General features: G+C 71.1%; 13 protein-coding genes and 1 pseudogene. 7 read left to right on the top strand and 7 right to left on the bottom strand.

The genetic code is table 11. The features are described 5' to 3' along the window. Positions 1-407 (bottom strand): annotated as a pseudogene (locus tag AB0H64_RS13505) (hypothetical protein); the annotation flags it as partial. A 237-nt stretch (positions 408-644) separates the two neighbouring features. Here AB0H64_RS13505 and AB0H64_RS13500 point away from each other — a divergent pair. Continuing rightward, complete coding sequence (locus tag AB0H64_RS13500; protein WP_357623548.1) at positions 645-1886, top strand: cytochrome P450; 1242 nt, start codon at positions 645-647, stop codon at positions 1884-1886. A gap of 12 nt (positions 1887-1898) precedes the next feature. Here the strand turns inward: AB0H64_RS13500 and AB0H64_RS13495 are convergent, their stop codons facing one another. Continuing rightward, entirely contained in the window at positions 1899-3818 is a 1920-nt protein-coding gene (locus tag AB0H64_RS13495) for a hypothetical protein (RefSeq protein ID WP_357623546.1), read from the bottom strand. 429 nt (positions 3819-4247) lie between these two features. On the opposite strand from AB0H64_RS13495, the gene leuS reads away from it, so the two are divergent. Next, positions 4248-6734, top strand: a complete 2487-nt coding sequence (gene leuS, locus AB0H64_RS13490; protein WP_357623545.1) for a leucine--tRNA ligase — start codon at positions 4248-4250, stop codon at positions 6732-6734. 84 nt (positions 6735-6818) lie between these two features. Here the strand turns inward: leuS and AB0H64_RS13485 are convergent, their stop codons facing one another. Together AB0H64_RS13485 and AB0H64_RS13480 are read right to left on the bottom strand one after the other, a co-directional pair. Next, entirely contained in the window at positions 6819-7784 is a 966-nt protein-coding gene (locus AB0H64_RS13485) for an LLM class F420-dependent oxidoreductase (protein ID WP_357623544.1), read from the bottom strand. A 53-nt stretch (positions 7785-7837) separates the two neighbouring features. Then, positions 7838-8257 carry a hypothetical protein gene (locus AB0H64_RS13480; protein ID WP_357623542.1) on the bottom strand — a complete coding sequence of 140 codons (420 nt, stop codon included), beginning with the start codon at positions 8255-8257 and terminating at the stop codon, positions 7838-7840. 202 nt (positions 8258-8459) lie between these two features. Here AB0H64_RS13480 and AB0H64_RS13475 point away from each other — a divergent pair, with 202 nt between their 5' ends. Next, the gene (locus AB0H64_RS13475; protein WP_357623541.1) at positions 8460-11663 is read left to right on the top strand and encodes a PDZ domain-containing protein; all 3204 of its coding nucleotides are present in this window, start codon (positions 8460-8462) and stop codon (positions 11661-11663) included. Between the two features lie 107 nt (positions 11664-11770). Here AB0H64_RS13475 and AB0H64_RS13470 read toward each other — a convergent pair whose 3' ends face one another. Further along, on the bottom strand, positions 11771-12877 hold the full coding sequence (locus AB0H64_RS13470) for an aminotransferase class I/II-fold pyridoxal phosphate-dependent enzyme (protein ID WP_357623540.1): 1107 nt from the start codon (positions 12875-12877) through the stop codon (positions 11771-11773). A 132-nt stretch (positions 12878-13009) separates the two neighbouring features. Beyond that, positions 13010-13462, bottom strand: a complete 453-nt coding sequence (locus AB0H64_RS13465) for a helix-turn-helix domain-containing protein (RefSeq protein ID WP_357623539.1) — start codon at positions 13460-13462, stop codon at positions 13010-13012. A gap of 85 nt (positions 13463-13547) precedes the next feature. Here AB0H64_RS13465 and AB0H64_RS13460 point away from each other — a divergent pair, with 85 nt between their 5' ends. Next, the gene (locus AB0H64_RS13460; protein WP_357623537.1) at positions 13548-14759 is read left to right on the top strand and encodes an MFS transporter; all 1212 of its coding nucleotides are present in this window, start codon (positions 13548-13550) and stop codon (positions 14757-14759) included. An 87-nt stretch (positions 14760-14846) separates the two neighbouring features. Here AB0H64_RS13460 and lexA read toward each other — a convergent pair whose 3' ends face one another. After that, positions 14847-15554, bottom strand: coding sequence for a transcriptional repressor LexA (gene lexA, locus AB0H64_RS13455; protein WP_310711587.1), 708 nt, complete (start codon positions 15552-15554; stop codon positions 14847-14849). Between the two features lie 1747 nt (positions 15555-17301). On the opposite strand from lexA, the gene AB0H64_RS13450 reads away from it, so the two are divergent. The 3 genes from AB0H64_RS13450 to AB0H64_RS13440 all read left to right on the top strand — a co-directional run bounded on the left by AB0H64_RS13450 (position 17302) and on the right by AB0H64_RS13440 (position 21350). Then, positions 17302-17514 (top strand): hypothetical protein, encoded by a 213-nt coding sequence (locus tag AB0H64_RS13450; RefSeq protein ID WP_357623535.1) that lies wholly within the window; start codon positions 17302-17304, stop codon positions 17512-17514. A gap of 525 nt (positions 17515-18039) precedes the next feature. After that, positions 18040-18495: a transcriptional regulator NrdR gene (gene nrdR, locus AB0H64_RS13445; protein WP_175588570.1), complete on the top strand. Its 456-nt coding sequence runs from the start codon at positions 18040-18042 to the stop codon at positions 18493-18495. Further along, positions 18492-21350, top strand: coding sequence for a vitamin B12-dependent ribonucleotide reductase (locus AB0H64_RS13440; protein WP_357623533.1), 2859 nt, complete (start codon positions 18492-18494; stop codon positions 21348-21350). Before nrdR ends, AB0H64_RS13440 begins: the two co-directional genes overlap by 4 nt. The last annotated feature ends 7 nt before the right edge of the window (positions 21351-21357 follow it).

Below are 21357 nucleotides of genomic sequence, written 5' to 3'. Positions count from 1 at the left end.
TCGCCGCCCCGCCCCCCCACCGCCGCCCCCCCCCCCCGCCCCCCGGCCCCCCCCCGGCCGGCCGGCCCCCCCAGCCGGACCGGCGGGCCCCGCCCGCCCGGGCCGCCGGGCGGCGCCGCCGCCCGGCGGATCTTCAGCGGCGTCTCCGCGTCGGCGTCCGCGGCGGCCCGGCGCAGGCGTGCCAGCGCGGCGCGCCCCGGTCCGACCCCGTCCACGACGGCCGCCGCCAGCAGCACGTCGTCGGCCGTCCGCAACCCGAGCAGCCCCGGCAGCCCCGGTCCCGGCTCGGCCGCCTCGAACCACACCTCGCGGTGGCGCAGCCTCCGGACGACACCCAACTCCATGATCTCCGCGGCCACCAGGGGCTCGATGCCACGCACCGCCCTGGCCACGGCGAAAGCACGCACGTGTCCTTCTCCAACGTCGCGACCCGGGACGGCCCCTTGGCCGCCCCGCATCGCCGGCGGTGGGTCGTCCGCGACCCGCCGGCGGGTCGCTAACGCAGGAAGAAGAAGAACTGCACGCGGCCATGCTAGCGATCACCGGCCGCGCGGCCGAACGAATTTCCCGGGCTCCAGGACGAGCACGTACGCTGTACGTCACGACCATTGACGTAAGTGGCCACTTGCCCAAATGATGGCCCTATGAGTGCCCTCGACTTCGATCTCTCGGACCAGGCCTTCTGGTCCAGGCCCATGGCCGAGCGGGAGCGGGCGTTCGACCTGATCCGCTCGCTGGAGCGGCCGCCCTACTTCGAGGAGATGGAGATCTCCTTCGCCCCGAAGGGTCCGGGTTACTACGCCCTGGCCAGGCACGCCGACATCGTCGAGGTCAGCCGGCACCCGGAGATCTTCTGCTCGGGCGACGGCGGGGCGACGAACATCCCGGACATGCCCGCCGAGTTCGCCGAGTACTTCGGCTCGATGATCAACATGGACGACCCGCGCCACGCCCGCCTGCGCCGGATCGTCTCGCGGTCGTTCACGCCAAAGATGATCAAGCAGTTCGAGACGGACGTGGAGGTCGCCGCCGCGCGCATCGTGGACGACCTGCTCGCCAAGGGCCCCGGGGCCGACTTCGTGACGGACGTGGCCGCCCGCCTGCCGTTGAAGATCATCTGCGACATGATGGGCATCCCCGAGCGCGACTACCAGTTCGTCTTCGAGCGCTCGAACATCATCCTCGGCGGCTTCGACCCCGAGTACTCCGGCGGCGACCTGGCCGGCGTGGCCGAGAGGCTGCTCACGGCCGGCATGGAGCTCCAGCAGCTCGTCCAGGACCTCGCCGCCTACCGCGCCGAGCACCCCACCGACGACCTGACCTCGTCGCTGGTCAACGCCAACATCGACGGCGAGCGGCTCACCATGCAGGAGCTGGGCTCGTTCTTCATCCTCCTGGTGGTGGCGGGCAACGAGACCACCCGCAACGCCATCTCGTACGGCCTGCGGCTGCTCACCAGGAACCCTGACCAGCGCGCCCTGTGGCTGGAGGACATCGACGGGCGAGCCCCCGGCGCCGTCGAGGAGATCGTCCGGCTCGCCTCACCCGTGAACTTCATGCGCCGCAAGCTGACCCGGGACTTCGAGCTGAACGGCCAGCTCTACCCGGCGGGCATGAAGGTGGTGCTGTTCTACTGGGCGGCCAACCGCGACCCGGAGGTGTTCGCCGACCCCTACCGGTTCGACATCACCCGCGACCCCAACCCGCACGTCGGCTTCGGGGGCCCGGGCCCCCACTTCTGTCTCGGGGCGCACCTGGCGCGGCGCGAGATCACGCTGATGTTCCGCGAGCTGCTGCGCCGCGTCCCCACGATCGAGGGCGGCCGGCCGGACCGGCTGCACAGCAGCTTCATCAACGGGATCAAGCACATGGAGTGCACGTTCTGACGGCGTCGCCGCCTACTGGCTGATCACCTTGAGCTGCCTGACCACCGTGTTCACGTCGGGCAGGAGCTGCTTGCCCGTGGCCGGGACCGACATGTACACGATCGCCGGCACGTCCTTGCCCGTGTTGACGGCGGCCGTGACGATCGTGGCGTTGCCCGAGGCCGAGGTGAGCGAGTACGCGATCAGCTGCCCCGTGGAGTTGCCGACCTTGAGCGGCTGCTGGGCGATCTTGCGGACCGTGTTGCCCTCCGGGAAGAACCGCTTGCGGGCGTTGACCACGACGCTCTTGATGGCCGGCTCCAGGTCCTTCTCCGAGGTGAAGGACGAGGCCATGGCCGCGGGCAGCGGGCCGGTGAGGATCTGGGCGTAGGTGTCGGTGCCCGTCTTGACGTACTGGCGGGTGACGAAACCGTACGTGCCGCGGACCGTGCCGCGCTGGTCGAGCTGCCAGGTGCCGCCCAGCCGCGGGACGCTGAGACCGGCCGTGGTGTCGGACACCGTGCCGACGACCGGCGCGGCCTTGCCCGGATACGTCTTCAGGCGGCCGAGCGAGGTGGACGACCTGGTGGTCCTGGGAGTGGACGAGGCCGACGGCTTGGCCGTGTCCGCGGCGGCGGGCGTCTCCTTGTCGCCCGCCAGCGGACCCGCGAGGAACGCCCACAGCAGGGCGCCCACGAGCGCGATCGAGACGGACCCGGCCAGGGCGTAGATCCAGATCGGCTTGCCCGGCTCGTCCAGCGAGTCGGGCTCGCCCATGCCCTCGTACTCGTCGCCGAAGACGTTGTTCCAGAGCTCCTGCTGGCGGTCGGGGGGAGGCGTCCGGGAGCCGCTGATCTGGCCGGCCGTCACGAACGGGCGGTCGGGGTCGGACGGGTCGCGGCTCAGGTTGGAGCCGGGACGCGGCTGGCCGGGCTGGTCCGGCTGCCCCTGCTGGTCGTGCTCGCCGGGGTGTCCGGGCTGCCCGTGCTGTCCGAGCTGCCCGTGCTGTCCGTGCCGGCCTTGCTGTCCGGGGTGACCCGGCTGGCCAGGGTGCCCGTGCTGTCCGGGGGGTCCCTGCTGTCCCGGGTGTCCGGGCTGTCCTTGCTGTCCGGGGTGTTCCTGCTCTCCGTGCCGTCCGGGCTGCCGGCCCTCGGCCGGGTACGCCTGGCCGGGGGCGTGCTGGGCGTGGCCGGCGGCGTCGCGTCCGGCCGGGCCCGCCGGCGGGTGCCCGGCGCCGGGGTGCGCGTTCGCGGGGTGGCCGGGGCCGGGGCGGTCGCCGCCCGGCCGCGTGCGCTCGCGCCCCTGGGACGCGGCCCGCTCGTCCAGCGGCATGCCGTCGCCGTACGAGCCCTGCGGCACGGGCTGGGGCCGTTCGTGGGAGCGGTCGTCGAGCCGGGCGGTGTGCGGGCCCTGCGGCATGGCGTGGTCGTTCAGCGGCGTGCCGGCGCCGTACGTCATCGTGCGTTCCATGGCGTCGGCGGACGACGGGCGCACGGGGGCGCTGTCGGCGGGCGGCCACGGAGCCGGGGAGCTGAGGTTGGACCAGGCGTTGGAGGGCGAGGACGGGGAGCTGGAGGGGTCCTGCCAGGCCGGCACGGGATCGCGGTGGACGGGCTCCCGGGAGCCGCCCCGCCCGCCGTCCCTCATGCCGTCCCTCATGCCGTCATGCCGGCCGGCCGGGCCGTCCTGACGCGGCGTCTCGGGCCAGGAGGCGTTCAAGGCGTTGGAGGCGTTGGAGGCGTTCGGGGCGCCGGAGGCGACGGTCACGTCGGGCCACGATGTGTGCGACGGCGAGGCGGCCTCCTGCCAGGAGTGCTGGGCGGGCCGCTCGGAGGACTGGGCGCGCCTGGCGGACGGGGACTGGCGGGAGTCCCCGCGCGAGGATCCCTCCCGGGGCGGCACCTCGGGCCAGGATGGTGGCAGGTGCTGTGCTCCGGAATGCTCCGTTGCCATTGCTCCCGTACCTCCTGGTGGTGTTCTGTCCGCTTTTGACGTGTCGGACATGATCTCATGGGATTTTCCAGGAGAGTCGGGGGGTTCCGCAGCGAAACGCGCGAAGCCGTGCGGATCCGTGGGGGGATCCTGCATGGGCAGGCCGGCCAGGGATCGGTGGGGCTCGACGGGGTGTACCACGGCGTCGAGCGTAATCTAAAGGGACATATGAGGTCACAACGGATGGATCACCATCAGATCTCATGGGCCGGGAATCGGCTGGTGACCCCCCCTTGCGCCCGACGGTCATCGTCGAGTATCGGCAAAGTCCTGATGAGGTGCGCTAGGCTTGACCTATGCGTTCCGCGACCCTGCTTCTTAGCGGGCCGCGACGGCCCTGAGCTCTCGCCGTCGCGGCTGCCCCTCGTCCTGCGCACGGGGGGTTTTCTTATGGGTCCGAGTCGAGGCAGAAGGACATTCGCCGTGAGTGAGTACGATCCGCAGGCGCTGCAGGCCAAGTGGCAGCAGCGGTGGGAGGAGCTGGACCCGTTCCGGGCGGGCGAGGACGCCGCCGACAGCCGGGAGCGGCGCTACATGCTCGACATGTTCCCCTACCCCTCCGGTGACCTGCACATGGGGCACGGCGAGGTGTTCGCCATCGGCGACGTCGTCGCGCGCTACTGGATGCAGCGCGGCTACAACGTCATGCACCCCATCGGCTGGGACTCCTTCGGCCTGCCCGCCGAGAACGCCGCGATCAAGCGCAACGCGCACCCGGCCGAGTGGACCTACGCCAACATCGAGACCCAGGCCACGTCCTTCCGCCGCTACGGGATCTCCTTCGACTGGTCGCGCCGCCTGCACACCAGCGACCCGGAGTACTACCGGTGGAACCAGTGGCTGTTCAACCGGTTCTTCGAGCGGGGCCTGGCCTACCGCAAGGGCGGCCTGGTCAACTGGTGCCCCAACGACCAGACCGTGCTGGCCAACGAGCAGGTCGTGGCCGGCAAGTGCGAGCGGTGCGGCGCCGACGTCATCCGCCGCGAGCTGACGCAGTGGTACTTCAAGATCACTGACTACGCGGAGCGGCTGCTGGACGACATGGCGCAGCTGGAGGGCGGCTGGCCCGACCGCGTGCTGACCATGCAGCGCAATTGGATCGGCCGCTCCGAGGGCGCCGACGTGCTCTTCGAGATCGAGGGCCGCGAGGAGCCCGTCCACGTCTACACCACCCGCCCCGACACGCTGTTCGGCGCGACGTTCTTCGTGGTGGCCGTCGACGCCGCGCTGGCCGACGAGATCGTCACCGACGACCGGCGCGAGGAGTTCGAGGCCTACCGCGCCGAGGTCGCCAAGCTGAGCGACATCGAGCGGCTGTCCACCGACAAGGAGAAGACCGGCGTCTTCCTGGGCCGCTACGCGATCAACCCGGTCAACGGCGAGCGCATCCCGGTCTGGGCGGCCGACTACGTGCTGTCCGACTACGGCCACGGCGCCATCATGGCCGTGCCCGCCCACGACCAGCGCGACCTGGACTTCGCGCTGAAGTTCGGCCTGCCGGTCAAGGTCGTCGTCCACACCGGCCTGGCCGACCCCGGCGAGACCGGCGAGGCGACGCCCGGCGAGGGCACCCTGGTCAACTCCGGCCCCCTGGACGGCCTGACCAAGACCGAGGCCATCACCAGGATCATCGAGATCCTGGCGGCCGAGGGCAGGGGCACCGCCTCGGTGAACTTCCGCCTGCGCGACTGGCTGCTGTCGCGCCAGCGGTTCTGGGGCACGCCGATCCCGATCATCCACTGCCTGGACTGCGGCGAGGTGCCCGTCCCCGACGACCAGCTGCCCGTCACGCTGCCCGACCTGCGCGGCGAGGCGCTGGCGCCCAAGGGCGTCTCCCCCCTGGCCAGCGCCACCGACTGGGTCAACGTCGACTGCCCCAAGTGCGGCGGCCGCGCCACGCGCGACACCGACACGATGGACACCTTCGTCGACTCGTCCTGGTACTACCTGCGCTACTGCTCGCCCGGCTACACCGACGGCCCGTTCGACGTCGAGCAGGTCCGCAAGTGGGGGCCGATCGACCAGTACGTCGGCGGAGTCGAGCACGCCGTGCTGCACCTGCTGTACTCCCGGTTCTTCACCAAGGTCCTGCACGACATGGGCATGGTCGACTTCACCGAGCCGTTCCTGCGCCTGCTGAACCAGGGCCAGGTGATCAACGGCGGCAAGGCCATGTCCAAGTCCCTGGGCAACGGCGTCGACCTGGGCCAGCAGATCGACGCCTACGGGGTCGACGCGGTCCGCCTGACCATGGTGTTCGCCGGGCCGCCCGAGGACGACATCGACTGGGCCGACGTCTCGCCGGCCGCCTCGCAGAAGTTCCTGGCCCGCGCCTTCCGGGTGATGGACGAGGTGAGCAGCGAGCCGGGCGTCTCCTTCGACGGCGGCGACCTGGAGCTGCGCAAGTTCACCCACCGCACCATCGACGAGGTCACCAAGCTGGTCGAGTCCCACCGCTTCAACGTCGCGGTGGCCCGGCTGATGGAGCTGACGTCGGCAGCCCGCAAGGCCATCGATTCCGGCCCCGGCGCGGCCGACCCGGCGGTGCGCGAGGCCGCCGAGGCGCTGGCCGTGATGCTGTCGCTGGTCGCCCCCTACACCGCCGAGGAGGGCTGGGAGCGGCTGGGCCACACCGGCTCGACGGTCGCGCTGGCCGGCTGGCCGGTCGCGGAGCCGGCGCTGCTGGTGCAGGACTCCGTGACCTGCGTCGTCCAGGTGGCCGGCAAGGTCCGCGACCGCCTGGAGGTCTCGCCCTCGATCGCCGAGGACGAGCTGCGCGCGCTGGCGCTGGGCTCGGACAAGGTCCGCGCCTACCTGGACGGCCAGCCCCGCAAGGTGATCGTCCGGGCGCCCAAGCTGGTCAACATCGTCCCCTGACCCATGACCGCGGATGAGCCCCCGCCGGCCGTACGAGCCGGTGGGGGCTCATGCATGGAGAGACGCACCCCCGGGCGCGGACGGTCACAGGGAGCGCAGGGCCGGCAGCAGCTCCTTCTCGGCCCAGCGGAAGAACGGCTCCTGCTGGTCGTGCCCGACCTGCACCAGGGCGACGTGCGTGTACCCCGCGTCCGTGTACTTCTTGACCGCCTCCACCACCGCCTCCACGTCGCTGCCGCAGGGCACGCTGGAGGCCACGTCGTCGGGCGTGACGAACTGGGAGTACGCCTCGAAGTTCACCGGCCCCGGCAGCTCGGCCATGACCTTCCACCCGGCGGCCGACCAGCGCCACAGCCGGTGGGCGCGCTCCTTGGCCGCCTGGGCATCGGTGTCGTAGGACAGGGCGAGCTGGCCGTACACCGGCTTGCCCGCACCTCCGGCCTGGGCGAACTGCCCGACCACCTCAGGCATCGGCTCGTTGATGATCAGCAGGTCGCCGTACTCCGCCGCGATGGCGGCCGAGCGCCCGCCCGAGGCCGCGATCCCGATCGGCACCGGCCGCTCCGGCAGGTCGTACAACTTGGCCGAGTCGACGTCGTAGAACTCGCCCTCGTAGGTGACGTACTGGCCGCCGAACAGCTCGCTGATGATGGTGACGGCCTCGCGGAACATGCGGTGCCGCCGGTCGGCGGACGGCCAGCCCTCGCCGATGACGTGCTCGTTGAGGTTCTCGCCCGAGCCGAGGCCGAGGGTGAAGCGCCCGTCGCTGAGCACTCCCATGGTGGCGGCCTTCTGCGCGACCACGGCCGGGTGGTAACGCATGATCGGGCAGGTCACGTACGTCATGAGGGGGAGCCGCTCGGTGGCGTGCGCCACCGCGCCCAGCACCGACCAGGCGTAGGCCGCGTGGCCCTGCTCCTCCACCCACGGGAAGTAGTGATCGGAGATGACGGCGTAGTCGAAGCCGACCTGCTCGGCCCTGGCGGCGTCGTCGACGAGCTGCCGGGGCGGTGTCTGCTCGCACATCAGGGTGTAGCCGATTTGTACCATGATGAGCGGGCTACCCCAGGAGGCACGCGGCTAGCTCACGAGACCGGAGATCCCTACCGGTCCAGCAGCTCCTCTGCCATCAGGCTGAGCCCGATGCCGAGCAGCCAGAAGTCCTTGGCCAGTGCGATCCCCTGCTGCGACGGCCGCAGGCTGCCCTCGCGGCGCATGCCCGGCGTTCTGAGGTAGAGGCCGACGAGGCCGCCCGCGAACGCGGTCAGCGCGGCCCCCGCCACGAACGAGGGCACCACGGGCACCAGCAGGGCGGCGCCCACCGCGACCTCCGCCTTCGACAGCAGGCTGACGAACCGCGCCGGGTCCTGCTTGCCCAGGAACGGGTACGTGCCGGCCGCCATGCCGTGGACGCCCGCGGCCGTGTCCGGGTCGGCGCCGGCCAAGTCGATGCCGGCGTTGAAGATGTACGCGCCGGCGGCCAGGCGGGCCGGGATCTGATGGGCCTTGGGGAAGAGTCTCATGGTTCCTCACAGTGGGAATGTGACAGTGGGAATGTGGAGTTTGGGATGTGCTGTCCCTTTCCCGCAGGGCCGGTGAGCATCCGTCCCGGCCCGCCATCTTGACCGTGACTTGCACCGCTCCCGGCGACGAGTCGTGCGCCAGGCCGGGTCGCGGGCGGAAAACCCTTCTCGGCATCCGGACCGACGGCACTAGGGTTCACGTGTGACAACTGGCGCATACCTGAGATATCCGCATCTGTGGGGTGACCTGCTCACGTTCGTCGCCGACGACGACGTGTGGCTGGCACCTGTGACGGGCGGCAGGGCGTGGCGGTTCACCGCCGACCGCGCATCCGTCTCCTTCCCGAGGTTCTCGCCCGACGGCGCGCGCATCGCGTGGACCAGCCACCGGGAGGGGGCGCCCGAGGTGTTCGCCGCGGAGGTCGACGGCCCGCAGGGCGACCGGCTGACCCACTGGGGCAACGCCACGACCGCGACCCGGGGATGGACCCCCGACGGCGACGTGCTCGCGGTCACCGCCGCGGGCGAGGGCGGCCGGGCGCGGACCTGGGCGTACGCGATCCCGCTGGACGGCGGACCGGCGACGCGCCTGCCGTACGGATGGGTGAGCGAGGCGGCCGTGATCGGGGCCGGGCCGGAGGAGGCCGGCGCGGACCGTGACGGCGGTCCGGGGGCCGGCCGCATCAGGGTGGCGACCGTGTCGTCCATGTTCCGCGAGCCGTCGCACTGGAAGCGCTACCGGGGCGGCACCGCGGGCAAGATCTGGGTGGACGCCGACGGGAACGGGGAGTTCGCCCGGCTGTTCGCCGACAGCGACGCGCAGTACTGGTCGGTCATGTGGGTGGGCGACCGCCTCGCGTTCCTCGCCGACACCGACGGCACGGGCAACGTCTACTCCTCCCTGCCCGACGGCTCCGACCTGCGCCGGCACACCTCTCACACCGAGTTCTACGCCCGGCACGCCTCCACCGACGGGCGGCGGGTCGTCTACGCCCACGCCGGGGACCTGTGGCTGCTCGACGGGCTCGACGCGGAGCCGTACAAGCTGGATGTCAGGCTGAGCGGGCCGCGCCCGGCGCGCGCCGCCCGACCGGCGCCCGCCCGCGTCGGCGGCTTCTCGCCCGACGCGACCGGGCGGGCGAGCGCCGTCGAGATCCGCGGGACCGCCCACTGGGTCACCCACCGCGACGGACCGGCCGGCGCGCTCCGGGCGCGGCCAGGCGTCCGGGTACGGCTGCCGCGCGTGCTCGGCGCCGACGGCAAGGCGGTCTGGGTCTCGGACACCACCGGCGAGGACGGCCTCGAAGTCGGCACCCCCGGCGGTGAGATCCGCACGCTGGCCGCGGGCGAGCTCGGCCGGGTGCTCGCCCTCTCCGCCGCCCCCGACGGCAAGCACGTGGCCGTGGCCACCCACGACGGGCGCCTCCTGGTGGTCGACGCCGAGACCGGGACGCTGAGGGAGCTCGACCGCACCGAGCACGGCGACATCAGCGGGCTGACGTTCTCGCCAGACTCGGCGTGGCTGGCCTGGGTCCACCCGCACCAGGAGCCGCTGTCGCGGATCAGGATGGGCCGCCTCGACGGCACGTCCGTCATCGACGTGACCCCGCTGCGCTTCGCCGACTACGACCCCGTCTTCACCAAGGACGGCAAGCACCTGGCGTTCCTGTCGGTGCGCACGTTCGACCCGGTGTACGACGCGCACGTGTTCGACCTGTCGTTCCCCGTGGGCTGCCGGCCGTACATCGTCCCCCTGCGGGCCACCACGCCGTCGCCGTTCGACCCCAGCCTGCAGGGACGCGGGTTCAACGGCGAGGACGACAAGCCCGCGCAGGACGACAAGAAGGACGACGCGCCCCCGCGGACCGAGGTGGACCCCGAGGGGCTCGCCTCCCGCGTCGTGCCCGTGCCGGTGCCCGCCGGCCGCTACGGCAACCTGCGTGCCGCCAAGGACGCCCTGCTCTGGCTGCGCCACCCGCTGTCGGGCCAGCTCGGCGACGGCACCGAGCCGGCCGGCGAGATCGTGCTCGAACGCTACGACCTCAAGAAGCGCTCCCGCTCCGAGCTCGGCGCCGAGGTGCGGGCCTTCGAGGTGAGCGGCGACGGCACCCGGCTCGTCACCAACGGCAAGAACGGCCTGCAGACCCGCTCCGCCGGCGAGGGCGACGAGGTCGTCACCGTCGACCTCGACCGGGTCATGGTCCAGCTCGACCCGGTCGCGGAGTGGCGGCAGAGCTACCTGGAGGCGGGCCGGCTCATGCGCGACCACTTCTGGCGCGCCGACATGAACGGCGTCGACTGGCCGGCCGTCCTCGACCGATACCTGCCGCTCGTGGAGCGCATCGGCTCCTACTCCGAGCTGATCGACCTGCTGTGGGAGGTGCAGGCCGAGCTGGGCACGTCCCACGCCTACGCCCGCGCCAACGCCGCGCCCGCCGACCCGCGCCGCCGGCAGGGGCTGCTCGGCGCCGACCTGGCCCGCGACGAGGACGGCACCTGGCGGGTCACGCGCATCCTGCCCGGCGAGTCGTCCGACCACGACGCCCGCTCGCCGCTGCTCGCGCCCGGCGTGGCCGTACGGCCCGGCGACGCGATCGTCGCCGTCGGCGGGCGCCCGGTCGACGCCGTGCGGGGCCCGCTCGCGCTGCTGTCCGGCACGGCCGGCCGTCCCGTCGAGCTGACCGTACGGCCCGCGTCGGGCGGTGATACGCGCCGTGTCGTCGTCACGCCGCTGGAGGACGAGACCCCGCTGCGCTACCACGAGTGGGTCGAGGGGCGCAGGGCGTTCGTCCACGAGGCGTCGGGCGGCCGGCTCGGATACCTGCACGTGCCGAACATGGTGGCGTCGGGCTGGGCGCAGTTCCACCGCGACCTGCGCACCGAGATGGCCCGCGAGGGCCTGGTCGTGGACGTCCGGGAGAACGGCGGCGGCCACACCTCGGAGCTGGTGCTGGAGAAGCTGTCCCGCCGGGTCACCGGCTGGTCGCACGCGCGCGGCTACGAGCCGATGCGCTACCCGGAGGACTCGCCGCGCGGCCCGATCGTGGCGGTCACGGACGAGTTCGCCGGATCGGACGGCGACATCGTCAGCGCCGGCGTCAAGAACCGCGGCCTCGGCCCGCTCGTCGGCACCCGTACCTGGGGCGGGGTCATCGGCATCGACTCGCGCTACTCGCTGGTGGACGGGACGGTCGTGACGCAGCCCCGGTACTCCTTCTGGCTGGAGGGCCCGGGATGGGGCGTCGAGAACCACGGCGTGGACCCGGACGTGGAGGTGGTGACGACCCCGCAGGACCGGGTGGCGGGACGCGACCCGCAACTGGAGAAGGCGGTGGAGCTGGCGCTGGCCGCCCTGGAGGAGCGCCCGGCCGCCACGCCGCCGTCCCTTCCCCCACTGGCGCCATGACCGGGTGACCCCTCCACCGGCGCCTCGACCGGGCGGCCTCACCACCGCCCGGTCACCCGCCCGGCTGACGCGTCGGCTCGCGGCGACCCGGGCGGGCCACGGCAGGGCTATCGCTGGAGGCGGTCCAGGACCTCGCTGAGGATCGGCTCCGTGGTGGCGAAGTTCAGCCGTACGTGGCCCTCGCCGCCCGGGCCGAACGCCGCGCCGTCGCTCAGCAGGACCTTGGCCTCCCGCTCCAGCACCTCCGCCATGCCGGGACGGCCGTAGTCGAGCCAGGCCAGGTACGTCGCCTGGGGCAGGCGGTAGCCCACCCCCTCGGGCAGGCGGGCGGCGATCGTCTTGCGGTTGCGGTCCAACAGGGCGACGGTCTCCTCCAGCCAGGCGTCGCTGTGCCGCCACGCGGCGATGGTGGCCTCCACACCGAACAGATGCGACGACCCGTACAGGAACGGCGGCTGCGCGGCGAGCGCCGCACGCACGGCGGGGGAGCCGATGTGGGCGACCGAGCAGCGGATGCCGCCCAGGTTGAACGCCTTGGTGGCGGACGTCAGCGTGACCGTCCGCTCGGGCAGGAGCGTCGCGAATGGGATGTGCTGGTTCGGGGCGTACGTCAGGTCCGCGTGGATCTCGTCGGAGATGACCAGGAGGTCGTGCCGTTCGACGTGCTCGGCCAGCTCCTCAAGCTCCTGCCGGGTGAAGACGCGGCCGGTCGGATTCTGCGGGTTGACCAGCAGCAGCGCCCGGCACCCGGACAGGTCGGGCACCTCGAACCGCCACGAGTCGCCCTCGTCGGGCACGAGTTGGAGCGGCGTGAGCGGCCGGTTCATGGTCTCCAGCGTGCCGAGGAACGGGTGGTAGGCCGGGGTGTGGAGCGCCACCCCGTCGCCCGGCCGGGTGCAGAGGTGGAGGAGCACCTGGAGGGCCTGGTTGATGTCGGTGAAGGTACGCACGAAACCCGGGTCGGGACTCCAGGAGTAGCGGGCGGCCATGCGCTCGGCGAACGCCTCCGCCAGGGGCCCGCAGCCAGGGTCGTCGAGCCAGACCGGGTAGCCGAGATCGCCATCGGCGCGCCGCCGCAGGGCTTCGGTCACCGCGGGGGCCGTGGGCAGGTCCATGTCGGCCACCCAGGCGGAAATGACGCCGGGACCAGCTTTGGCCCACTTCAACCCGTCGTGCAGGGCTTTGAGGTCATTGGGGCTCGTTGCATCGGTCACCGCATCATTCTAGATTTCCGATGCTTCGTCACCATATGCGAGGGTCGGCTGGGGACCGGAGGAATGCCGTCCCAGCGTTCATGGGCACCCGGCGGGGCGGCGAGCGACGCCGAGATGGAAGCGCGGCTGGGCTCAGGCGGTCTTCCGGACGTGCGACGCCTCAGCGGAGAGCGGCGCGCCGTCCTGGCCGAGCGGCTGGAGCTCGGGAAGCTGCCGCCCTTGGTCGTCGACGAGAACGGAGTGCGGCTCGTCCGGGGCGAAGGCGTGCCGCTCGCCCCATTGGCGGAGAGCGACGACGGCCGTGAAGAGGTCCTGCCCGGCTTCGGTGAGCCGGTAGGTGTGCCGTCTGCCGTCGGTGGCGGCGCTCTTGTCAAGGATGCCGTGCTCGACCAGCCTGCGGAGCCGGTCGGTGAGGATGTTGCGGGCGATCCCCAGCCGCTGATGGAACTCGGTGAAGGTCGTCGCCCCGTCCATCGCGTCGCGGATGATCAGCAGGCTCCACCGGTCGCCGATCAGGTCGACCGTCCGTGCGACCGGGCAGGCCGGGTCGGTCCACGAGCTTCCCGCAGCGAGTGCGACGTCCACTGGGCCCTCCGCGATGAGTTGCAATATGAAACCAGTATGCCCTAGCGTCAGGTGAGTTGCATTTCGCAACTTATCGGAGGGTGACATGTCGTCAGGATTGACCGGGAGGCAGCGGGCCGTGCTCGCGCTGGTGTGCGCGGTGGCGGTGTCGGCCATCTACGGCATCCAGCCGGTCCTCGAGGCCGCGGGCGAGGACCTCGGGCTGAGGGAAGGGGCACTGGGGTGGCTGGTCGCCGCCGGCCAGATCGGCTATCTGGCGGGGCTGGTGCTGCTGGTCCCGCTCGGTGACCTGTTCGACCGCCGCAGGCTGATCATGGTGCACCTGCTGCTCACGGCGGCAGGTGCGGTGGTGGCCGCCGCCGCACCCAGCGGTGGCATCGCGATCGCGGGCCTGGCCCTGGCCGGGCTGTTCGCCGTGGTCGTCCAGATCACGGTGGCCTACGTCGCCGCCGTCTCGCCGGCCGGCGAGCGCGGCCGCAACATCGGAGCGGTCACCTCGGGCGTGGTCATCGGGATCCTCGGAGTGCGGGTGGTCGCGGGCACGCTGGGCGAGCTGGCCGACTGGCGCATGGTCTACCTCGTCATCGCCGGGCTCTGCGCGGTGCTCGCGCTCGCCGCCCGATTCACCCTCAAGGCCGACCTCCGCCGGCCCCGCGCCCGGTACGGGCAGTTGCTGTCATCGGTCGGTCGTCTGGTCGTCGGCGACCGGCTCTTCCTCAGCCGGGGACTGGTCGCGTTCTTCCTGTTCGCCTCTTTCGGCACGCTGTGGAGCGGGCTCGCGCTCCCGCTCGGCGACGCGCCATGGCGCCTCGGCACCACCGACATCGGATTGTTCGGACTCGCCGGTCTCACCGGGGCGCTGGGCGCGGCCCGGGCCGGCCGATGGGCCGACCGAGGTCTGGCGCCCTCGGTCACCGGCTGGTCACTTGCCCTGCTCACAGCCTCGTGGCCGCTGATCGGCCAGGCGGGATCATCCCTGTGGCTGTTGATCGTCGGCGTCATCGTCCTGGACTTCGCCGTGCAAGCCGTTCACGTCAGCAGCCAGCACCTGCTCACCGCCGCCCGCCCCGACCAGAGCAGTGGCGTCATCGGCGCCTACATGGCCTTCTACTCCCTCGGCTCCGCGCTCGGCGCGATCACCACCACCTGGGCCTACAGCGCCGCGGGATGGCCGGCCGCCAGCCTGCTCGGCGCGGCCTACGCCGCACTCGGACTCCTCGTCGCCATCTCGACCCGACGTTTCGCCGCCCTGCCGGGGGCGCAACCACGTACGTCCGTGTCGGCTACGCCCCGCTGACACCCGGTGGCGCGAGCGCACAGCGCCTGCTGGAGCCGGTCGCGGCTCCCCAGGGTGTTCCCGGGGAGCCGTCGGCGGCGGGGTGGGTCAGAGGCGGCGGAGGACCGCCACGACCTTGCCCAGGACGCTGGCCTCGTCGCCGGGGATCGGGTCGTAGTTGGGGTTGTGAGGGACCAGCCAGACGTGGCCGTCCTTGCGCTTGAAGGTCTTGACCGTGGCCTCGCCGTCGATCATGGCGGCCACGATGTCGCCGCTCTCGGCGACGGGCTGCTGGCGCACGACCACCCAGTCACCGTCGGCGATGGCGGCTTCGATCATGGAGTCACCGGCGACCTGAAGGAGGAACAGGGTGCCCTCGCCGACGAGTTGCTTGGGCAGCGCGAAGACGTCTTCGACGCTCTCCTCGGCGAGGATCGGCCCACCGGCGGCGATCCGGCCGACCAGCGGCACATAGGCGGCCGTGGGCCGGCTCACCGTGGGCTCCTCGGAGGAGGCGTCGGGGTCGACCCACAGTGCCGGCTCACCCGGCAGGCGGACTTCGAGGGCGCGCGGCCGGTGCGGGTCGCGCCTCAGATAGCCCTTACGCTGCAACGCCGTCAACTGGTGCGACACGCTCGACGTGCTCGTCAGCTGGACGGCCTCGCCGATCTCACGCATGGACGGCGGATATCCGCGCTGTTGCACCGAATCGCGAATCACTTCGAGAATCTTGCGCTGCCTGGGCGTCAGGCCCAGGGAGTCGCGCCGGCGCACCGCGAGGTCTGTGACCCCGTTTGCGTCATCTCGCTCGCTCATGCTCTCCTCCTCGTCGCCGGGTGGCCTGCCGCTCCGGCCGGCCCTCCCGGTCCGTGGTCTCCATGTCGCACACAGCGACCGTATCGCTGTTGAAGATCATCTTCAAACAATTGTTCGAGTCGTCCTCGAAATTATCAGTGACGTGGTGTACAACATCGTACGGGAGTTCGATCGACACCGTGTTCGATTTGCTGATCTTTATTGGGTCTTTTTCTCGGACCCTGGACGGCGTGGGAGGTCAATCGTGCGCGCCACCGCGGTCACGGACATGACCAGCGACGACGTCGGGCGACCGCGGGTCGCCGGGGGCCGGACAAAGGCGATCAAGAACGACGGTGTCGGGAGCGGGCGGACCGTGGGGGAGGACAAAGCGTTCAGTATTCGCAGACGCCTCGGTTTACGCCACAATTCACCATCCGGGCAGGGCGGAGGTGGTGGTGAGGTGACCAGAGTGGCCGAGCGGAACATGCAGGCGGGACGGCCGGAGCCGGCGCGGCACGCCGTCCGGTCGTCACAAGGCGTCCGTCGTCACCCCTGGGCCGGGACCGCGCTTCCGGAGCAGACGGTGGCGGTGCAGAGAGCCGGCGGAGCGGCCGTAATCCCGGAGCAGACGGCTGCGGTGCATGGAGACGGGAGCGCCGGCCCGTCGTGACGGCGGGTCTGGCTGAGCGCTTCGCGCGTTCTGGGCGTACTGGATGGTAGGGCCGGACCCGGCGACCGGGTCCGGTTCGCGGCCGGGTGGACCGCAGGTGGCACTTCGAGGGGTGGGGTTCAGATGCGGGAGGACGTCTCGCGCAGTGGTGGTGTGTCGCCGGGCACCGACGCGACGCCGGCCCGCGGGGCCGGTCGCGCCTCCGCCGCGAGAGGAAGACCGCAACTGTGGCTCGTCCCGCCACCCAGAACGGACGCCGAGGGCCTTGACCTCCCCGGGGAGCCGTGTGAGGGCCGGCGCGGGGGAGAAGCCGGCGTACCGGAAGACCGACGAGTCGGGGGTGGCGGCTCCCCCGCGGCAGGCGCGAATGTCGCCGAAGGCGGACAGGCGCCGGGGTGCGGTTCGCCCCCGGGGCGCGGGCGGCTCTCGATCGTGCCCGGCGGCGCTGGGATGGATGGCCCTGGGACGGGTCGCGTCGGGACCAAGGGTGCTGGGGCGGGCGGTGCGGGGACCGGTCGCGTTGGGGCGGGCGGCGTTACAAGCGGAGACGCTGCCGCTTCGTACGTTGGGGGGAGAGGAGCTGAGGCTGGTGGCCGGGGCGGTGGGTCTGTGCCGGTGGCTCGGATCGGCTCCGTCGTTCAGGGGGGCCGCAGCGGGGAGCCCGTAGCGGGTCAGGGGCGAGGACTCGGCCAGGGACGAGAGGCTGCCCCGGGCGCGAGGTCTGCCCGGAGGCGAGGAGTCTCCCAAGGGGCGGCGGGCGCACAGGGGGGAAGGTCGGCTCAGAGCGCAAAGTTCGCTCAGGGGAGAGGCAGTGCTCAGGGGCGGGGGGCCGATCAGAGACGAGGGGCCGGTCAGAGGCGAACGGGCGATCAAGGGCGAGGGTTCGGTGAGAGTCGAGAGGCGGGGCTCGGCCCGGGGGTCGGATCAGAGGCTCGGCTCGCAAGAGGGGCTCGTGAGAGGCCGGAGAGGGCGCGTGAGCGAAGGGCCGTGCGGAAGACGTCTGATCGGATGGGGCCTGTTCGGACGGGCGCCGTTCGGAACCGACCCATGCGGACGGCTCCCGTCGCCGGGAAGCGTGGGCGGCAGGCGAGGCCGGTGCGGCTGACCCGGCGCGGACGGGCCGCGATCATGGTCGCGGTGGCGACGCTGTTGTCGGTGTGCTGCTTCTGGCTCGGCGCCAGAACGGCCGCCCATGCCGCCATGGCACCGAATGCCGCTACGGCCCATGTTTCGACGGCTGACGGCGCTGCTGCGGCCATTCACGGCTCGACGGCTGATTCGGCGAACGAGTTCGGGCGCCGGCCTTGAATGTGTTCCGGTAGCAGTCGGAGATCTTCGAACGATCGTCGGCGAGCGAGTTCTGGTACCACTCCGCGCTCGTGATGAGGCAGCCGGCTGACTCGCTGCCCAATGAAGTGGGCACTATGCCCATTCGAAGGTGGTTCGATCCGCAAGGGGCGGTCTCGGTGGCCTGGCGTGCAGCGTGGGTTTTGAACGGTGTGAAAGGTGTTCTTCTCCGCGTACGGGACGGTCGCCTGGGGCGTACCCGTCGAGAAGGGGCCGACACGCCGGGGCCGGCGGGAACATGCCGTGCTGATCAGCGGCTTCCCTGAGACAGGTGTGGCTCAACTTGCGTTCATGGTCGCGCGCTTCTACGGTTGGACCACAACATCTAGTACTTACACCGATGTAGTTCACCACACCTTGTGTTTTCGTGACCGCCCTATGGCATGCCATGGGGCGGGCGTGAGCGTTCCCTGGTCAACCCGGGCAGGGGCGTTCGACGCGGCGGCGAGGCCGGGTGGGGTGGCCGCGGGGCAGGAGGCGAAACGCGTGCATTGTCCGTTCTGTCGCCATCCTGACACGAGGGTCATCGACAGTCGCTCGACGGACGACGGCGGGGCGATCCGGCGTCGCCGCACCTGTCCCGAGTGCGGCCGCCGGTTCACCACCCAGGAGACCGTACTCCTCATGGTGAGCAAGCGCAGCGGCGTGACGGAGCCGTTCTCGCGGGACAAGGTGGTCGCGGGCGTGCGGCGGGCCTGCCAGGGCAGGCCGGTCAGCGAGGACTCGCTGGCCCAGCTCGGGCAACGGGTCGAGGAGGCCATCCGGGCGAGGGGCGCGGCGGAGATCCCCTCGAACGAGGTGGGCCTGGCGATCCTGGGCCCGCTGCGGGAGCTGGACGAGGTGGCCTACCTGCGGTTCGCATCGGTATATCGCGGCTTCGAGACCTTGGCGGACTTCGAGGCCGAGATCGAACAGTTGAAGGCGGAGAAGGGGGAGTCATGACGGAGACGGCAAGCGGTTCAGTCGCGCGCGGAGGAAAGCGTCCCCGCAAGGGCCTGAAGATGAAGCGGATCTTCACCAAGCCGGGCGTGCATCCGTATGACGAGATCGCGTGGGAGCGTCGCGACGTCGTCATGACCAACTGGCGGGACGGCTCGATCAACTTCGAGCAGCGGGGCGTCGAGTTCCCCGAGTTCTGGTCGGTCAACGCGGCCAACATCGTGACCACCAAGTACTTCCGCGGCGCCGTCGGCACGCCGCAGCGCGAGTGGAGCCTCAAGCAGCTCGTGGACCGCGTGGTGGGCGTCTACACCCGCACCGCGATCGAGCACGGCTACTTCGCCGACGACGAGGACGCCGAGATCTTCGACCACGAGCTGAAGCACGCGCTGGTCCACCAGGTCTTCGCCTTCAACTCGCCGGTCTGGTTCAACGTGGGCACCCAGTCGCCGCAGCAGGTCAGCGCCTGTTTCATCCTCTCGGTGGACGACCAGATGGAGTCGATCCTCGAGTGGTACAAGGAAGAGGGTGTGATCTTCAAGGGCGGCTCCGGCTCGGGCGTCAACCTGTCGCGCATCCGCTCCTCCAAGGAGCTGCTGTCGAGCGGCGGAACGGCCAGCGGCCCGGTGTCGTTCATGCGCGGCGCCGACGCCAGCGCGGGCACCATCAAGTCCGGCGGCGCCACCCGCCGGGCCGCCAAGATGGTCGTCCTCGACGTGGACCACCCCGACATCGAGGAGTTCATCGAGACCAAGGCGCGCGAGGAGGACAAGATCCGCGCGCTCCGCGACGCCGGGTTCGACATGGACCTCGGCGGCAAGGACATCGTCTCGGTCCAGTACCAGAACGCCAACAACTCCGTCCGCGTCTCCGACGAGTTCATGCGTGCGGTTGAGAAGGGCGGCGAGTTCGGCCTGCGCGCCCGCCTCACCGGCGAGGTCATCGAGACGATCGACGCGCGGGACCTGTTCCGCAAGATGGCCAAGGCCGCCTGGGAGTGCGCCGACCCCGGAGTCCAGTACGACGACACGATCAACGACTGGCACACCACCCCCGAGACCGGCCGCATCACCGCCAGCAACCCGTGCAGCGAGTACGTCCACCTGGACAACTCCTCCTGCAACCTGGCCAGCATCAACCTGCTGAAGTTCCTGAAGGACGACAACACCTTCGACGTCCCGAGCTTCGTCAAGCTGACCGAGCTGATCATCACCGCGATGGACGTGTCGATCACGTTCGCCGACTTCCCGACCGAGAAGATCGGCGAGACGACCCGCGCCTACCGCCAGCTCGGCATCGGCTACGCCAACCTGGGCGCGCTGCTCATGGCCACCGGCCACGCCTACGACTCCGACGGCGGCCGTGCCGTCGCCGGCGCCATCACCTCGCTGATGACCGGCACGTCGTACCGGCGCAGCGCCGAGCTGGCCGGCGCGGTCGGCGCGTACGACGGCTACGCCCGCAACGCGGAGCCGCACAAGCGGGTCATGCGCAAGCACGCCGCCGCCAACGACAACCTGCGCACCGTCGGCTCCATGGATTCCAAGATCCACGCCGAGGCGTCGCGCCAGTGGTCGGAGTGCCTCAAGCTGGGCGAGAAGAACGGCTACCGCAACGCCCAGGCGTCGCTGCTCGCCCCGACCGGCACCATCGGCCTGATGATGGACTGCGACACCACCGGCATCGAGCCGGACCTGGCGCTGGTCAAGTTCAAGAAGCTGGTCGGCGGCGGCTCCATGCAGATCGTCAACCAGACGATCCCGCGCGCCCTCAGGCAGCTCGGCTACCAACAGGAGCAGATCGAGGCCATCGTCGAGTACATCGCCGAGCACGGCCACGTCGTCGACGCGCCGGGGCTGCGCAAGGAGCACTACGAGGTGTTCGACTGCGCGATGGGGGAGCGGGCGATCGCGCCGATGGGCCACGTGCGCATGATGGCGGCGACGCAGCCGTTCCTGTCGGGCGCCATCTCCAAGACCGTCAACCTGCCCGAGTCGGCCACGATCGACGACATCGAGCAGGTCTACCTGGAGGGCTGGAAGCTCGGCCTGAAGGCGCTGGCCGTCTACCGCGACAACTGCAAGGTCGGTCAGCCGCTGTCGGCCGGCGGCAAGAAGGACGAGGCCAAGAAGGGCGAGGCCAAGGAGGAGGTCAAGGCCGAGCCCGAGGTCAAGGTCATCGAGGTCAACCGCCCGACCCGGCGGCGGATGCCGAACCAGCGCCCGAGCACGACGACCCGTTTCACGGTCGGCGGGGCCAAGGGCTACATGACCGCCTCCAGCTACCCGGACGACGGGCTGGGTGAGGTCTTCCTCAAGATGTCCAAGCAGGGCTCGACGCTGGCGGGCGTCATGGACGCCTTCTCGGTGGCGATCTCGATAGGGCTCCAGTACGGGGTGCCGCTCGAGACGTACATGAGCAAGTTCGTCAACATGCGGTTCGAGCCGGCCGGCATGACCGACGACCCGGACATCCGGATGGCGACGTCGGTGATGGACTACATCTTCCGCCGCCTCGCGCTCGACCACCTGCCGTACGACGAGCGGGCGGCGCTGGGCATCTTCTCGGCGGCCGAGCGCGCGGCGCAGCAGCGCGGCGAGGACCCGGCGCCGCTGCAGGAGACGGTCGACCGGGAGGCGCTCGCCCAGTCGGCGCCGATCGAGGCCCGCCTCGAGGACAAGGCGGCGGACAAGGCGGGCGACCAGCCCGATGAGTTCAAGCCGTCGGCCAAGGCGCTGGAGAGCCACCAGCGCTTCACGGCGGACGCGCCGCTCTGCATGACCTGCGGCACCAAGATGCGCCCGGCGGGCAGCTGCTACGTCTGCGAGGGTTGCGGCTCGACGAGCGGCTGCAGCTGATTCCCAG

This window comes from Nonomuraea sp. NPDC050733 (assembly GCF_040654215.1).
GTDB lineage: Bacteria > Actinomycetota > Actinomycetes > Streptosporangiales > Streptosporangiaceae > Nonomuraea.
This window is presented reverse-complemented; position numbering and strand designations above follow the sequence as displayed.

Excerpts from the sequence above, each read along its gene's own strand:
- AB0H64_RS13500 (WP_357623548.1), top strand. The coding sequence starts at position 645 with ATGAGTGCCCTCGACTTCGATCTCTCGGACCAGGCCTTCTGGTCCAGG.
- AB0H64_RS13495 (WP_357623546.1), bottom strand. The coding sequence starts at position 3,818 with ATGGCAACGGAGCATTCCGGAGCACAGCACCTGCCACCATCCTGGCCC.
- leuS (WP_357623545.1), top strand. The coding sequence starts at position 4,248 with ATGGGTCCGAGTCGAGGCAGAAGGACATTCGCCGTGAGTGAGTACGAT.
- AB0H64_RS13485 (WP_357623544.1), bottom strand. The coding sequence starts at position 7,784 with ATGGTACAAATCGGCTACACCCTGATGTGCGAGCAGACACCGCCCCGG.
- AB0H64_RS13480 (WP_357623542.1), bottom strand. The coding sequence starts at position 8,257 with ATGAGACTCTTCCCCAAGGCCCATCAGATCCCGGCCCGCCTGGCCGCC.
- AB0H64_RS13460 (WP_357623537.1), top strand. The coding sequence starts at position 13,548 with ATGTCGTCAGGATTGACCGGGAGGCAGCGGGCCGTGCTCGCGCTGGTG.
- lexA (WP_310711587.1), bottom strand. The coding sequence starts at position 15,554 with ATGAGCGAGCGAGATGACGCAAACGGGGTCACAGACCTCGCGGTGCGC.
- AB0H64_RS13440 (WP_357623533.1), top strand. The coding sequence starts at position 18,492 with ATGACGGAGACGGCAAGCGGTTCAGTCGCGCGCGGAGGAAAGCGTCCC.